We start from the raw sequence: 15,743 nt of genomic DNA on the forward strand, positions 1-15,743 counted from the left end.
CTGAATAAAACCTCGATTTTGCGGGCAAATGGAGAGGGGAGGCATTCGTACCGGGCCGGGGCGAATACCGCCACATCAGCCCTTGTTGGGGATACCGTACTTGCGTAGCCGTTGAGCGATGGCGGTGTGCGACGTCTGCAGTCGCCCCGCCAACTGTCGGGTGGAGGGGTAACTGGGATACAGCCGCTGCAGCAGCTCACGTTCGAAATTGCCAACCGCCTGTTCCAGGCTGGCCACCTCGCCATCCTGCCCGCGGGCTACCGAGGTGCCGGCGATGTCTAAGTCGCCGATGTCCACCAGGTTGCCCTCGCAAATGGCAGCGGCGCGGAAGATCACGTTCTGCAACTGACGCACGTTGCCCGGCCATGGGTTGGCCAGCAGTGCCGAATGGGTGGCGGGCGTCAGGCGGCATGGCGGGCGTTGGATCTGGGTGCAGGCCTGCTGCATGAAGTAATGCGCGAGCATCAGGATATCCTGACCCCGGTCACGCAGTGGCGGCACTTGCAGGTTGAGCACATTCAGGCGGTAGAACAGGTCTTCACGGAACGTGCCTTCGGCGACCATGCGTTCCAGGTCACGGTGGGTGGCACTGATAATTCGTACATCGACCTTCACCTCACGGTCGCCGCCCACGCGGCGGAAGCTGCCATCGCTGAGAAAGCGCAGGAGCTTGGCCTGCAGGTAAGGAGACATTTCGCCGATTTCGTCGAGAAACACCGTCCCCTGGTTGGCCAGCTCCATCAGCCCTGGCTTGCCACCCCGCTGGGCACCGGTAAAGGCGCCGGGGGCATAGCCGAACAGCTCGCTTTCGGCCAGGCTCTCGGGCAGCGCGGCGCAGTTCAGCGCCAGAAATGGCGCTGCATGGCGGCTACTGATGGCATGGCAGGCACGGGCCACCAGTTCTTTGCCCGTGCCAGTCTCGCCATGTACCAGCAGCGGTGCGTCGAGCGCCGCCACGCGCAGGGCGCGCGCCTTGAGGGTGCGAATCGCCGGTGAGTCGCCGAGCAATGCATCGAAACCTTCGGCATGGTCGTGGTGCAGGGCCGACAGGCGCTCGCCCATACGGTTGGGTGGGTAGAGGGTCAGCAGGCCGCCGGCGTTGGTGATGGGCGTGGCATCGAGCAGCAGGCTCTGGCCGTTGAGCTGCATCTCACGCATCGGCAAATGGAAATTGTTGTCCAGCAGTGCCTGCAGTAGCGCCGGGTCGCCGAACAGCTCGCCTACCGAGCGCCCGGCCGACTCTCGGCCGCACAGGGCGATCAGTGCCGGGTTGGCAAGCAGCACCTTGCCGGCGCTGTCCACCGCCAGCACCGGATCGCTCATGGCCGCCAGCAAGGCGTCGAGCTGCAGGTGGCGGCGCTGGCCGGGGAGGATGTCGACCACGTCCACCGATTGCACACCGTGCACATCGAACAGGGCGTCGTGCAGCTCTTCCAGCACGGCCGGGCTGAGGGTCGGGGCATCGATGTAGACGTTCGGCGGGACCATCTCCACGGCGTCCAGGTTGAGGTTGCGGGCACCGAGCAGGGCGAGGACTTCCTGGGTGATGCCGACGCGGTCGATGAAGCTGACGTGGATGCGCATGGGGAGAGGAGGTTATGGCCGGGGGAGGGCAGTAGTATGCCTCGTGCGCTGTGGGAAACCCAATCGCCGGCCAGCCGGCCTCCACAGGTGCTGCCCGTCAGTGGCGGTCTGCGGGAGCCGGCTGGCCGGCGAGGGGGTTACCCCAGATGTTCTGGCTTGATCGAGTCGCCCGACTTCACATCCAGCTTGGCGCGGATGTCTTCGAACATCAGGTCGTAGATCTTGTGCGGTGAGCTCAGGGTCTCGAATTTCTTGGGCGGTGCGAGGTGGGCCTGGGCCTTGCGGCTCAGCACCATCAGAAAGCTTGGCAGGACCTGGTCCTTGGGCAGAAAGAACGTTTCGTCCACCGGCTTACCTTCGATGCTGCCATGCAGGCGGAACTGTACACCTCGGCCTTCCTTGGGGTCCTGTGTCGCCTCGTACTCAAGATTGAGGTCATAACTATGGTCGGCGCTGTTCAGCGCGGTGCGCTCGATATGCACGTGACCAGGGTGGAACTGGGCCATGGCGGAATCCTCCGGAAGGTCGAAAACGGCGGGCGGCTTACGCCCGCCTACTGCATTCAACGGTAGCTGATACCTGGCTTGGCCGTGGAAACCCGAGTGCCGGCCGTGCCTTTGACGATGTCCTCGATGTTCTCCAGCGAGCTGATCACCGCCACTTTACCGGTATTGCGGGCAAAGTCACTGGCAGCCTGCACCTTTGGCCCCATGGAGCCGGCGGCGAAGCCCAGGCGTTCGAGTTCGTCGGGGTGGGCCTGGGCAATGGCTTTTTGCGTTGGCTTGCCCCAGTCAATGTAGGCCGCGTCGACGTCAGTGGCGATTATCAGAAGGTCGGCTTCCAATTGCTCGGCCAGCAGTGCCGAACACAGGTCCTTGTCGATGACCGCCTCGACGCCTTTGAGCTTGCGGTTTTCATCGTACAGGGTGGGGATGCCGCCGCCACCGGCACAGATCACGATACTGCTCTTTTCCAGCAGCCATTTGATCGGGCGAATCTCGAAGATGCGCTTGGGTTTGGGGCTGGCGACCACGCGGCGGTACTTGTCGCCATCAGCCTTGACCACCCAGCCTTTTTCCTTGGCCAGGCGCTCGGCTTCTTCCTTGCTGTAAACCGGGCCGATGAACTTGGTGGGGTCTTTGAAGGCCGGGTCGTTGGCATCGACTTCGACCTGGGTCAGCAAGGTGGCGAACGGCACCTCGAAGTCCAGCAGGTTGCCCAGCTCCTGTTCGATCATGTAGCCGATCATGCCTTCGGTTTCGGCACCCAGCACGTCCAGCGGGTAGGCTTCGTCCGGCTTGTAGGACAGTGCCTGCAGCGACAGCAGGCCGACCTGAGGGCCGTTGCCGTGGGCGATGACCAGTTCGTTGCCAGGATGAATCTTGGCGATCTGCTCGGTGGCGGTGCGGATATTGGCGCGCTGATTTTCAGCGGTCATGGGCTCGCCGCGGCGCAGCAGGGCGTTGCCGCCCAATGCAACAACGATACGCATGGTAGTGTCCTTTAACGTAGAAGTGAGGGTCGCCTCCTGCCCCTGGGGTCATCGGCAAGCCGGGTTCCAGGGGCAGGAGTGGCCTTTAAAGGTCAGCCAGGGTCGACACCAGGATCGCCTTGATCGTATGCATGCGGTTTTCTGCCTGCTCAAAGGCGATGCACGCCGGCGACTCGAACACGTCGTCGGTCACTTCGATGCCGTTGGCCAGGTCCGGGTACTGTTCGGCGATCTGCTTGCCGACCTTGGTCTCGGAGTTGTGGAACGCCGGCAGGCAGTGCATGAACTTGGTGCGTGGGTTGCCGGTGGACTTCATCAGCTCCGCGTTGACTTGGTAAGGCTTGAGCTGCTTGATGCGCTCACCCCAAGCTTCGATCGGCTCACCCATCGAGACCCAGACGTCGGTGTGCACGAAGTCCACGCCCTTGACTGCGGCTTTCGGGTCTTCGGTGAGGGTGAGGCGCGCGCCGCTTTCCTCAGCGTATTTCTTGCAGCGTTCTACCAGGTCGTCATGGGGCCACAGCGCCTTGGGTGCGGCAATGCGCACGTCCATGCCGAGCTTGGCGCCAATCAGCAGCAGCGAGTTGCCCATGTTGTTGCGGGCATCGCCGAGGTAGGCATAGCTGATGTCGTGCAGCGGCTTGTCGCTGTGCTCACGCATGGTCAGCACGTCGGCGATCATCTGGGTTGGGTGGTATTCGTCGGTCAGGCCGTTGAACACCGGCACGCCGGCGAACTTGGCCAGCTCTTCGACGATTTCCTGCTTGAAGCCACGGTACTCGATGGCATCGTACATGCGCCCGAGTACGCGGGCGGTGTCCTTCATGCTCTCCTTGTGGCCGATCTGCGAGGAGTTGGGGTCGATGTAGGTGACGTTGGCACCTTGGTCGTAGGCGGCGACTTCGAAGGCGCAGCGCGTACGGGTCGAGGTCTTCTCGAAGATCAGGGCAATGTTGTTGCCTTTGAGATGCTGCTGCTCGGTGCCGGTGTACTTGGCACGCTTGAGGTCGCGGGACAGGTCCAGCAGGTACCTCAGCTCGCGGGTGGTGTGGTGTTCGAGGCTGAGCAGGTTGCGGTTGTGGATGTTGAACGCCATGGTGATTCTCCTTGAATTCGGTAATCGGCCCGGCTACCGCCTTGTGGGGGCAGCCGGGAGAATGGTCGTTTAGTAGTCGATTGGGTCGCGCACGATTGGGCAGGTCATGCAGTGGCCGCCGCCACGGCCCCGGCCCAGTTCGCCGGCGCTGATGGTGATGACCTCGATCCCGGCCTTGCGCAGCAGGGTGTTGGTGTAGGTGTTGCGGTCGTAGCCAATGACCACGCCAGGCTCCACTGCCACCACGTTGTTGCCGTCATCCCATTGCTCGCGTTCGGCGGCAAAGCTGTTGCCCCCAGTCTCGACCACGCGCAGTTTGACCCCCAGTTGCTCGCCAACCACCTCGATGAACGATTTGTTCTCGCGGCGCACGTCCATGCCGTAGGGTTTGCTTTCGTCGGGGCGGATGATGAACGGCACGATCTCTTTCACCACTTCCGGGAAGACCGTGACCAGGTCGCGGTCGCAGAAGCTGAATACGGTGTCCAGGTGCATCGCGGCGCGGGATTTAGGCAGGCCGGCGACGATGACTTTTTCTACCGCGCCTTTGGCGAACAGGTTCTGTGCCAGCTGGCCGATGGCCTGGCGCGAGGTGCGCTCGCCCATGCCGATGAGCACGATGCCTTTACCGATCGGCATCACGTCACCGCCTTCCAGGGTGGCGTTGCCGTGTTCTTTGTCCGGGTCGCCATACCAGACCTGGAAGTCGGCACCGGTGAACTGCGGGTGGAACTTGTAGATGGCGGTGGTCAGCAGGGTTTCCTGGCGTCGCGCCGGCCAGTACATCGGGTTGAGGGTGACGCCGCCATAGATCCAGCAGGTGGTGTCACGGGTGAACTGGGTGTTGGGCAGCGGTGGCAGGATGAAGCTGGAATGGCCCAGGTAGTCGTTGTACATCTTGACCACATCGGCGCCTTCGCTCTGCGGCAGGTCCTGGCCGGCCACGCCGCCTATCAGGAACTCGGCCAGGTGGCGCGGCTCGAGGCCTTCGAGCCAGCTGCGCACTTCGTTGGTCAGGCCGACACCGACGGTGTCAGGGGTGATCTTGCGGTCGAGGATCCACTTCAGGGCTTCTTTGTTCTGCACGATGTCGGTGAGCAGGTTGTGCATTTCCAGCACATCCACCCCGCGCTCGCGCATCTTGGTGACGAAGTCGAAGTGGTCACGTTTGGCCTGGTCGACCCAGATCACGTCATCGAACAGCAGTTCATCGCAGTTGCTCGGGGTCAGGCGCTTGTGCGCCAGGCCCGGGGCGCAAACCATCACTTTGCGCAGTTTGCCGGCTTCGGAGTGGACACCGTATTTCTGTTTTTCAGCGGACATGGTTCTTTCCTCCAATTGAGCGAGAACGTGGGGTCACAGGGTCAGGAAACCGTCATACAGGCCATAGGCTGCCACCAGGGCGCCGATGACCACGGCTGCGAAGATCAGTTTTTCCACGTTGGTGAAGATCGGTTGGCCAATTTCACGCTTGGCCTTAGCGAACAGGATCACGCCAGGGGCATACAGCAGGGCCGAAAGCAGCAGGTACTTCACGCCGCCGGCATACAGCAGCCAAATGGCATAGATCAGGGCGATGCCCCCGATGAGCAGGTCCTTGCTGCGCTCGCGAGCGGCTTGCTCATAGGTTTCGCCGCGCATGGCCAGCAGGAAGCCATAGGCCGCCGACCACAGGTAAGGCACCAGGATCATCGAAGTGGCAAGGTAGATCAGCGACAGGTAGGTACTGGCCGAGAACAGGGTGATCACCAGGAAAATCTGCACCATCGCGTTAGTCAGCCACAACGCGTTGGCAGGTACCTGATTGGCATTCTCGCGGCGCAGGAACTCCGGCATGGTGTGGTCCTTGGCCGCGGCGAACATGATCTCGGCGCACAGCAGGACCCACGACAGCAGGGCCCCGAGCAGCGAGATGATCAGGCCGACGCTGATCAGCACCGCGCCCCAGTGGCCGACCACATGTTCCAGCACAGCCGCCATCGAAGGGTTCTGCAGCTTGGCCAGCTCTGGTTGGGTCATCACACCCAGCGACAGCACGTTGACCAGGACCAGGAACAGCAGCACGGTGATGAAGCCGATGACCGTGGCCTTACCCACGTCGGAGCGTTTTTCCGCACGGGAAGAGAAGATGCTCGCGCCCTCGATACCGATGAACACCCACACGGTGACCAGCATCATGTTGCGCACCTGGTTCATCACGCTGCCCAGTTCCGGCGTGCCGGTGCCCCAGATGTCGGCGGTGAAGATGTCGAGCCTGAAGGCGAACAGGCAGATCAGTGCGAACAGCACCAGTGGCACGACCTTGGCCACGGTAGTGACCAGGTTGATGAAGGCCGCTTCCTTGATGCCACGCAGCACCAGGAAGTGCACCGCCCAGAGCAGGATCGAGGCGCCGATGATGGCCGCCGGGGTATTGCCTTCACCGAAGACCGGGAAGAAGTAGCCCAGGGTGCTGAACAGCAGCACGAAGTAACCGACGTTGCCCAGCCAGGCGCTTATCCAGTAGCCCCAGGCCGAGGAAAAGCCCATGTAGTCGCCGAAACCGGCCTTGGCGTAGGCATAGACCCCGCCGTCCAGGTCAGGTTTGCGGTTGGCCAGGGTCTGGAACACGAAGGCCAGGGTAAGCATGCCGACGGCGGTGATACCCCAGCCGATCAATACGGCCCCCACGCCGGCGCTGGCTGCCATGTTTTGCGGCAAGGAGAAGATCCCGCCGCCAATCATTGAACCTACAACAAGTGCAACAAGCGCACCAAGTTTTAGTTTTCCGGAAGAATCAGACATTTAACAACTCCGTACCAGGAGAAAGTTGACGACAGGTTAAATCCGTCGCCTGGGTCATGAACTGACTTAGATCAGTTCATGACGTTGTGAAGTAGGAAATTTCCTTCACATGACTCCTGGAGAGTGCCGACAGCCTTTGCTTGCTGGGCCTGGTATGCTGGCACCTCCATGTACTTCTAGAGCAAACGCTCTGTTTGTCCTGCGATCTCTGACGCTAGCCTCTTTTGCCGTTTTCGCAAATTTTTTACAGCGAATTCCACGTTTGAACTTTTTTTAAAAGTTGAGCGGCAGTCGGCATTTTCTGCCTGGCCGCCGGTATAGACAAAGGAGTTATGAGTGCTATAGGTTTAATGGCTTGGTCTGCTATAAGAGGCTATATGGATATGCACTTAAAGCTGTTTCAGCGGTATGACAACGCGCGCAAAAGATGGGGATGTGCATGAGTGAACCAGGTCAGAAGCTGCGTCTTGGCGCGTTGATCGCACTGGTCGTCGGTTCGATGATTGGTGGTGGGATCTTCTCTTTGCCGCAAAACATGGCAGCCCGCGCCGACGTGGGGGCCGTGCTGATCGGCTGGGGCATTACCGCTGTGGGCATGCTGGCGCTGGCCTTCGTGTTTCAGACCCTGGCCAACCGCAAGCCGGAGCTCGATTCTGGGGTGTACGCCTACGCCAAGGCCGGTTTCGGCGACTACATGGGCTTCTCTTCGGCCTGGGGCTACTGGATTAGCGCCTGGCTGGGCAATGTCGGCTATTTCGTGCTGTTGTTCAGTACCCTGGGCTTCTATTTTCCGGTGTTCGGCGAGGGCAATACGCCGATTGCCATCGGCTGCGCGTCGCTCCTGCTGTGGGCGGTGCATTTTCTGGTGCTGCGCGGCATCAAGGAGGCAGCCTTCATCAACCAGGTGACCACCGTGGCCAAGGTGGTGCCGTTGCTGATCTTCATCGTCATCGCCGCCTTTGCCTTTCGCGCCGACATCTTCACCCGTGATATCTGGGGCCTGAGCAATCCGCAGTTCGGCAACGTGCTGGACCAGGTGCGCAACATGATGCTGGTGACGGTGTTCGTGTTCATCGGCATCGAGGGTGCCAGCGTCTACTCGGGACGGGCGCAGCGCCGCTCGGACGTGGGCAAGGCCACGGTGATCGGCTTTCTGGGGGTTCTCGCGTTGCTGGTGCTGGTCAACGTGCTGTCGTTGGGGGTGATGACCCAGCCGGAGTTGGCCGGGTTGCAAAACCCCTCGTTAGCCTCGGTGCTCGAGCATATCGTTGGCCCTTGGGGGGCGCTGCTGATCAGCATTGGCCTGGCCGTGTCGCTGCTCGGGGCATTGCTGTCGTGGGCGTTGCTGTGCGCCGAGATCCTTTTCGCCACGGCGCGGGACAAGACCATGCCGCGCTTTCTGGCCAAGGAAAATGCCAACCACGTGCCGGCCAATGCCCTGTGGCTGACCAACTGCATGATTCAGGGCTTTTTGCTGATCACGCTGTTTTCGGCCGGCACCTACACCAGCCTGATCTACCTGGCGTCGTCGATGATCCTGGTGCCCTACCTGTGGTCGGCCGCGTATGCGGTGCTGCTGGCGCTGCGAGGGGAGAGCTACGCCGGGCTGGAGGCGCTGCGGCGCAGGGACCTGCTGGTGGCGCTGGTGGCGCTGCTGTACGCGGTGTGGCTGCTGTATGCCGGGGGGCTCAAGTACCTGCTGCTTTCGGCATTGCTGTATGCGCCAGGCGTGATCCTGTTCGCCCGGGCCAAGCGTGAACAGCAGCAGACACTGTTCACGCCTTGGGAGAAGCTGATTTTCGCCGCGGTACTGGTGGGCGCGGCGTTGGCGGCCTACGCGTTGTACTCAGGGCTGTTGAGCTTGTGAGGTAGGAGGGCATGCCTGTTCTGGCCGTGACCAGATCCACAGGTTGCCCAGGGTCATGCCGGCAATCGCCAGAAAGACCGGCCAGTGATGGTCGAGGAACGTCAGCATCACCCCCGCGCACACCAGCATGCTGATCGTCGCACTGACCTTGGCCCGGCGCTGGATTACCTTGCCATTGCGCCAGTTGTAGAGAATCGGCCCGAACAACCGATGGTTTTCCAGCCATGCCAACAGGCGCGGCGAACTGCGTGTCGCCGCCCAGGCGGCCAGCAGGATGAACTCGGTGGTCGGCAGTCCCGGGATGACGATGGCGACCAGGCCGATACCCAGGCTCACATAAGCCAGGATGCCATACAGCAGGCGGGACAGTTTCGAACGGGCTGGTTGGGTCATGGTCTCACTGCGAAAAACGTTCCGGCCACCTGGGGACGGCCGGGTAATACGTGTCAGGCTAGCGCGTTATCCGCAGCATAGGCATGTTTGAGCAGTTCGGTGAAGCGCTCGAAGGCGGCGACTGCACCCCGCTCGGCGGCGGCGTCTTCCTCGGCCGACAGCTCGAGGCCATCGAGGATACGGGTGAACTGCTTCCAGCCTTCGGCGCGGCCGCCGGCAGGTTCGCCCAGGTGGCGGGCACCGAAGCTGTCGGACAGTTGCAGGGCAACGGCACGCTTGATCAGAAACGCAGCGCCCAGTTTGGAGCCTTCGGAGACGAAGATCCAGCCCAATGCCTCACCCAGGCTCGGGTTCTGCAGTGCGCCGGGTAGCGCAGCCGGTACTTCGGTGCCCAGGTCAGCCAGGTCCAGGCGGGCCTGTTCGGCGCGGCAACGCTCCGCCAGGTCAGGGACGATGGCGACCAATTGTGGATCGTTGTACAGCGCCTGCAGTTCGGACTGGAACAGGTATTGGGCAACGACGAAGCGGGCAAAGCTTTCACGGCTGTCGAACGGCGCGTGGGATTTGACCAGGGCGTCGAGCTCGGTGTGCGGGGCGTGGGTAACCTGGTTGAGGCGTTGCGAGCGCAAGGCTGGGCGTTCGGTCATGGGGATGTCCTTGGAAAATGGGGGCGTCTAGTGACAAGACGAAACAGCGGCGTGGGGACAGTAAAAAAAAACGGGTGTTCGTGTTGTCAGTTCCGGGCCCTGACGCCGGCAAGCAGGCTCCCGCGGAGCACGCCGGCGACAGGGGCCGGAACTGATCAGTTCAGGTTAGATATCCCAAACCACATTGATGCCGAAGTTGCGCCCCGGCATGGTCAGGCGGTCGAGGTTGGCAGGCTGGGTCACACCCGCTTCACCCTGGCCGTCGTAGGCGCGTACCGAATCCCACTGCCAGTATTTCTTGTCGGTGAGGTTGTACAGGCCAGCGTTGACCGTCACGTCCTCCGTCACCTTGTAGAAGCCGGTCAGGTCCAGCACGCCATAACCCGGGGTACGGAACTTGGCGCTTGAGCCATCCGGCGCGAAGAAGTTGGTGTCGTCGACGCGGGTCTTGCGCTTGACCAAGGTCCAGCTCAGCAAACCGCCGTAGTTGGCTTGGTCATAACCCAGGCCGAACACGCCAGTCAGCGGGTTGACGCTGTTCAATGGCTGGCCGGTGTCATCGTTGCGGCCATTGGCATAGGCCACCGAGGCCTGGGTATACAGGCCCTGCGGCGCGCCAAAGTGGTCGAGGTTCAGACGGCCCTTGACCTCAGCCCCCTTGATGGTGGCGTGCTTGATGTTGTTGGCCATGAAGGTGTTGCCAAGGTTGGCGCTTTGCACCGCGTCCTCGTCGATGAAGTCGCGGTACTTGTTGTAGAACACTGCCACAGCGAAGTTACCGGCATCGAAGTTACCGCGCAGGCCAGTCTCGTAGCCCTTGCTTTTCTCGGGTTCCAGGTTCGGGTTGCCTTGTACACGATACCCCTCACCCAGGTTTTCGAAGCGCCCGTACATCGACTTGGCGGTCGGCGTGCGGAAGCCTTCGGCGTACTGGCCGTACCAGGTGTAGTTGTCGTTGAAGGCATAGGTCAGGCCGAACTTCGGTGACACGCGGTGCCACTTCTTGTCCGCATCGTCGAGGCTGGCAGGCGCTGCGCCGGTGCCTTGCACGCCACGCAGGAACGCATCGGTGAACTTGGGCTCCATGCGCGTGTAGTCATAGCGAGCGCCCGGCAGGAACGTCCAGTTGTTCCAGCGGATCTCATCCTGCACGAACAGGCTGTAGGTATTGACGGTCGGGTCCGGGAAGTCGCTGACCAGTGCCTGGGCATCGCTGGCGCTGACCTGACCGATGGCACGGCAGGTACCACCGACTGCCAGGCAGGTACCGGTACCACTGCGCGAACCGGTCACCTTCTCGTGCTTGAGGGTGGTGCCGTAGGTCAGCAGGTGGTCAGTGGCGCCGATGCTGAAGGCTTTGTCCAGCTGTGCGTCAAAGACCCACTGGCGGTCCTTGTAGGTGGTGTCGCGGGTTCGCAATACGGTGCGGCTGAACGGGAAGTAGACTTCCTCGGTGTGCTGGTCGGTCTTGGCGATCTGGTAGTTCAGGCTCCACTTGATGTGGTCGGCGACCAGTGAATCCAGGCCGAACTCGTGGTTGATGCCAAAGCGCTCGCGGGTCACGGTGTCGTTGCCGTTACGGCTGCGGTACATACCCATTCCGGCACCATTGGCGAACGGGCCACCCACAGCGCTGAGAATGTTCTGGTCGCGGTCATCCTTGTAGCGTTCGTAGGTGAACCCCAGGCGCGCGTCGTCGGCGTAGTTCCAGCCCAGCTTGGCCAGCACGTTGGTGGTGCGTACGTCCTCGGGGTTGGCTTCGGTGCGCTCCAGGCCGGTACCGCCATGGCTGCCGAAGGACTCTTTCTCATGGCCGTTGCGTTGGCTCAGGTGCAGCAGGCCGTCGAAGTCGCCCTGGCGGCCGGCCACGGTCGCCGACGTCAGCCAGCTTTCATCGGCCGAGCTGTAGCCGGTCTTCAGGCGAGCGCCCACATCCTGGCCTGGCTTGATGATGTCGTCCGGGTCGAGGGTGAAGTAGCTCACCGCGCCGCCGATGGCGTTGCTGCCGTATAGCACCGAGGCCGGGCCGCGGAGGATTTCAACGCGCTTGATGATCTCGGGGTCGACGTAGTTGCGCTGGGTCTGTGCGTAGGGGCCATAGAAGAAGCTGTCGGGGATCGACACGCCGTCGATCTGGGTGAGCACCCGTTCGCCGTCGATGCCACGGATGTTGTAGCCGTTTAGGCCACTGCGCTGGCCAGTGCCGGCCACTGACACGCCCGGTTCGTAACGTACCAGCTCCTGGATATCGTTGACGTTCTGCCGGTCGAGCTGCTCGCGGGTCTGCACGCTGACGGTGCTGGGCACTTGGCTGACGTCCTGCGCGCTGCGGGTGGCGCTGACGGTCATCTGTTGCAGGGCAATGGTGTTCCCCGCCGACTGGCGCTCGAGCACCACATTGCCATTGCCGATCTTGCGATAGCCCAGGCCGGTGCCCTGGAGCAGGCGCTTGAGCGCCGCCTCTGCAGGCAGCGAACCTTGTACACCGGGTGATGCCACACCATCGGCCAGCTCGGCGCTGAAGCCGACCTGCCAACCGGTCACCTTGCTGAAGGCATTGATGGCTTCGACCAAAGGCTGCTGGGCAATGCTGAAGCGGTAATCACCCATGCGTGGGCTACTTGCCTGAGCCGGTTCGGCGGCCAGTGCCGGCAGGCTGCAGGCGCCACTGGCGAGCAGTGCCAGGGTCAGCAGGGACAGTTGCCCTGCACGGCGGGGAAGGGTGGACGGGCGAGTTGAACCTGTGGACATCGAAAGCGCTCCCTGACGCGCGAACTGTTATAGGTGATGACCGTTCTTGTTTTCAAACAAGAATCAGTTGCATTGGCTATAACGAGACGGGTGGGGCAGCGCGATCGCGTAAAAATAGTTTCTGGGTCAGTTGAGGATGACCACGGCGGGGTATTCGTGCAGTTGCGCCGAAGTGATGTGGGCAAGGGCACGCAAGGTCTCCAGCGGTTCGTCCAGGCGATAGTTGCCGGTCACCGCCATGTTGTCCAGTTGCGTGTTGCGGTTGATGATCCAGCCGGGGTAATAGCGCCGGACCTCGGCCAGCACTTGGCTCAGCGGGCAGTTCTCGAACACCAGGCGGCCGTCGATCCAGGCGAGGTCCTTGTGCATGTCGGGGCGCTGGCGCTGGCCGAAGCCTTGCGGGCCGACGCTGATGCTGTCGCCGGCGCTCAGGCGGATGCGCTGGTCGCTGGCAGCCTGCAGGTCGACGTCACCGCGTTGCACGCGCACCTGCGCTTCGCCATCGAGGTAGCGCACGGCAAAATCGGTGTCGCGTACGTGCGCCCGCAACGGCCCGGCCTGAACCTCCAGGGGCAGTTGGGCTCCGCCCGGCACCTGGAAGTACGCCTCGCCCTGCAGCAGGCGCGCCACCTGGCGACCTTCACGCAGGTCGCTGGCGAACGCCGAGTTGGTGTTGAGCAGCACTTTGGCGCCATCGTCGAGCTGCAGCCGCTGGCGCTCGCCGACCACTGTCAGGTGATCGGCCTGCAGCCGTACCGGCAGGTTGCCAACGGTGAACAGCCCGACCAGCAGCACTGCGGCTGTGGCCAGGGGTTTCCAGTGCGCCCGCAGGCGCCCGCGCACAGAGCGGCGTCGCCCGTTGTGCATCTGCGTGGCTGCGTGGCGCAGAGGTGTGCCGTTCCACAATGCTTCGGCTTCGACGTAGGCTTCGGCGTTTTCCGCCGCGGCGCTGAGCCATTGTTCGAAGGCCCGGGTGTCGGCTTCTGTGGCGCATTGCAGGCGTACCAGCCAGTCCAGCGCCTCGTCCATCGCACGGGCGCGGGCGTCGGGCCCGGTGGCTGGCGGGCGAGGGACGGGGCTGTCGGTCACGGTGGATCCTTGAAATGATTTTCCCGAATGATCAAGGCTAAGGCGGGGTGTGGCAAGGGCTTCGCCTCACTCAACTGGCCAGCGGTCGTCTCACTTGAGGCGATCGGCCACACCCATGCAGATGGCCATGATCAGTTTCAGTTCCTTCTGCACCGTGCTGGCCGAGACATTCAGTTGCTCGGCGATTTCCAGGTAGCTGGCGCCGTGCAGGCGGCTGAGGATGAAAATGCGCTGTTGGCGCTCGGTCAGCTGGCTGAGGCTGACGCTCAGGTGCTTGAGCAGCTGTTCGGCGTGTGCGGCATCTTCGCTGCTGCTCAGGGGCGCCGCGACGTTATGCAGGACCTCATCGGGGACATCGTCGACCAGCATGCGCGAGTGCACCCGGCGTGTGCGCAGATGGTCCAGGGCCAGGTTGCGTGCAGTCTGGAACACGAAAGGTTCAAGATGCTCGATGGGCCGTTCGCTCAAGGCGCGGGACACCCGCAGGTAGGTTTCCTGCAGCAGGTCCTCGGCAGTGCTTGGGTTGCCCACCATGCGCTGCAAGGTGCGCAGCAAGGAAAGGCGCTGGACGAGGAAGACGGAGTTGAACCGAGACTGACTCACGGGGGGACCTGGCCGACGAAAGGTTAATGATAATGCTTATCATCTTGCCCATTGGTCAAGCCCGCAAGTGTTAGGAAAAGGTAAAGATTGTAGCGTTCAGGCCGGGGCCTATCATCGGCAAGCCCACGCTCACAGGTCGTTCACTGGTCCCGCGCTTAGTGAACTCCCGCGTGAGCCGGGCTGCCGGTGACAGGGTCAGCGGGATCAGCGGGCGTTGCACAGCGCCAGGCAGTTATCCAGCATGCGGTTGGAGAACCCCCATTCGTTGTCGTACCAGGCCAGCACCTTGAGCATCTTGCCGTTGGCCCGCGTATGGTTGGCATCGAAGATCGACGACAGTGGGTTGTGGTTGAAATCGCATGACACCAGCGGCAGTGCGTTGTAGCCCAGCACCTTGGAATGCCGGCTGGCTTCGAGGAACAGCTGGTTGACCTGTTCGGCGGTGGCCTCGTGCTTGAGGTTTACGGTGAGGTCGACCAGCGACACGTTGATCACCGGCACGCGCACCGCCATGCCGGTCAGTTTGCCCGCCAACTCCGGCAGCACCAGGCCCACAGCTTCAGCGGCGCCGGTCTTGCTCGGGATCATGGACTGGGTTGCCGAGCGCGCGCGGTAGGGGTCACTGTGGTACACGTCGGTCAGCACCTGGTCGTTGGTGTAGGCGTGGATTGTCGTCATCAGCCCTTGCTCGATGCCGAACTCGCGGTGCAGCACCTGGGCGATCGGCGCCAGGCAATTGGTGGTGCAGGAGGCATTGGAGATGACCTGGTGCGAGGCGCGCAGAATGTCGTGATTGACCCCGTACACCACTGTGGCGTCGGCGCCTTTGGCCGGTGCCGAGACAATCACCTTGCCAGCGCCGGCCTGCAGATGTGCAGCGGCCTTGGCGCGGTCGGTGAACAGCCCGGTGCATTCGAAAACCACATCGATCGCTTCGGCCTTCCAGGGCAGTTCGGCCGGGTTGCGGATGGCGCTGACCGCGATGCGGTCACCGTTGACCGTCAGGCTCTCGTGGTCGGCCTCGACCGAGGCATCGAAGGTGCCGTGCACGCTGTCGTACTTGAGCAGGTGGGCGTTCATCGCGCTGTCGCCCAAGTCGTTGATGGCGACGACCTGCAGGTCCTGGCGGTAGCCTTGGGTATACAGTGCGCGCAGGACGTTGCGCCCGATGCGGCCGAATCCGTTGATGGCGATGCGAAGGGTCATGGCAGTACCTCTGGCAGTCCGAGTGAAACCTGTGGCACAAAGGGGTTTCACTGAAACGGTTTTGTTGTTGGAATTACAAGATTATTCACTGAGCGATAGAAAACAAGCCTTTTTACTGGCAGTATTTTGTTTAAACATACAACGAGTGGTCGGGCAAGCCGCCTCCTCGATGCGTCAGGCACCTTTTCATTGAGCCTAGGTCGCAATCGTTTGGAGGGGAAATGCCCAGTA

The 15,743-nt window shown here is 62.2% G+C and carries 13 protein-coding genes; 1 reads left to right on the plus strand and 12 read right to left on the minus strand.

Annotated elements, in window-relative coordinates; translation table 11 throughout:
* Positions 1-75 precede the first annotated feature (75 nt).
* From L6D80_RS06600 to arcD (L6D80_RS06625), 6 genes are all read right to left on the minus strand, one after another.
* Positions 76-1,584 carry a sigma-54-dependent transcriptional regulator gene (locus L6D80_RS06600; protein ID WP_054901005.1) on the minus strand — a complete coding sequence of 503 codons (1,509 nt, stop codon included), beginning with the start codon at positions 1,582-1,584 and terminating at the stop codon, positions 76-78.
* Positions 1,585-1,721: 137 nt separating this feature from the next.
* Positions 1,722-2,090: a DUF5064 family protein gene (locus L6D80_RS06605; protein WP_054901004.1), complete on the minus strand. Its 369-nt coding sequence runs from the start codon at positions 2,088-2,090 to the stop codon at positions 1,722-1,724.
* Positions 2,091-2,146: 56 nt separating this feature from the next.
* Positions 2,147-3,076: a carbamate kinase gene (arcC, locus tag L6D80_RS06610; protein WP_176513070.1), complete on the minus strand. Its 930-nt coding sequence runs from the start codon at positions 3,074-3,076 to the stop codon at positions 2,147-2,149.
* Between the two features lie 85 nt (positions 3,077-3,161).
* Positions 3,162-4,172, minus strand: coding sequence for an ornithine carbamoyltransferase (locus L6D80_RS06615; protein ID WP_054901002.1), 1,011 nt, complete (start codon positions 4,170-4,172; stop codon positions 3,162-3,164).
* A gap of 69 nt (positions 4,173-4,241) precedes the next feature.
* Positions 4,242-5,495, minus strand: coding sequence for an arginine deiminase (gene arcA, locus L6D80_RS06620; RefSeq protein ID WP_176513072.1), 1,254 nt, complete (start codon positions 5,493-5,495; stop codon positions 4,242-4,244).
* Positions 5,496-5,528: 33 nt separating this feature from the next.
* A complete protein-coding gene (gene arcD, locus L6D80_RS06625; RefSeq protein WP_054901000.1) occupies positions 5,529-6,956 on the minus strand; it encodes an arginine-ornithine antiporter in 1,428 nt (475 codons plus the stop codon).
* A gap of 439 nt (positions 6,957-7,395) precedes the next feature.
* Between arcD (L6D80_RS06625) and arcD (L6D80_RS06630) the strand changes: the two genes are divergently transcribed.
* Positions 7,396-8,823 carry an arginine-ornithine antiporter gene (arcD, locus tag L6D80_RS06630; protein ID WP_176513074.1) on the plus strand — a complete coding sequence of 476 codons (1,428 nt, stop codon included), beginning with the start codon at positions 7,396-7,398 and terminating at the stop codon, positions 8,821-8,823.
* On the opposite strand, the gene L6D80_RS06635 is transcribed toward arcD (L6D80_RS06630), so the two are convergent.
* The 6 genes from L6D80_RS06635 to gap form a co-directional block, all read right to left on the minus strand.
* On the minus strand, positions 8,803-9,216 hold the full coding sequence (locus tag L6D80_RS06635) for a YbaN family protein (protein ID WP_054900998.1): 414 nt from the start codon (positions 9,214-9,216) through the stop codon (positions 8,803-8,805). The genes arcD (L6D80_RS06630) and L6D80_RS06635 overlap by 21 nt on opposite strands.
* Positions 9,217-9,269: 53 nt before the next feature.
* A complete protein-coding gene (locus L6D80_RS06640) occupies positions 9,270-9,863 on the minus strand; it encodes a biliverdin-producing heme oxygenase (RefSeq protein WP_054900997.1) in 594 nt (197 codons plus the stop codon).
* Between the two features lie 165 nt (positions 9,864-10,028).
* On the minus strand, positions 10,029-12,614 hold the full coding sequence (locus L6D80_RS06645) for a TonB-dependent receptor (protein WP_176513076.1): 2,586 nt from the start codon (positions 12,612-12,614) through the stop codon (positions 10,029-10,031).
* Between the two features lie 126 nt (positions 12,615-12,740).
* Positions 12,741-13,703: a FecR family protein gene (locus tag L6D80_RS06650; RefSeq protein ID WP_054900995.1), complete on the minus strand. Its 963-nt coding sequence runs from the start codon at positions 13,701-13,703 to the stop codon at positions 12,741-12,743.
* A 90-nt stretch (positions 13,704-13,793) separates the two neighbouring features.
* Positions 13,794-14,306, minus strand: a complete 513-nt coding sequence (locus L6D80_RS06655; RefSeq protein ID WP_054900994.1) for an RNA polymerase sigma factor — start codon at positions 14,304-14,306, stop codon at positions 13,794-13,796.
* 204 nt (positions 14,307-14,510) lie between these two features.
* The gene (gene gap / locus L6D80_RS06660; protein ID WP_054900993.1) at positions 14,511-15,512 is read right to left on the minus strand and encodes a type I glyceraldehyde-3-phosphate dehydrogenase; all 1,002 of its coding nucleotides are present in this window, start codon (positions 15,510-15,512) and stop codon (positions 14,511-14,513) included.
* Positions 15,513-15,743 lie beyond the last annotated feature (231 nt).

Origin of the sequence: Pseudomonas ceruminis, assembly GCF_021602025.1 — a bacterium.
In the GTDB taxonomy this organism is placed as follows: domain Bacteria; phylum Pseudomonadota; class Gammaproteobacteria; order Pseudomonadales; family Pseudomonadaceae; genus Aquipseudomonas; species Aquipseudomonas ceruminis.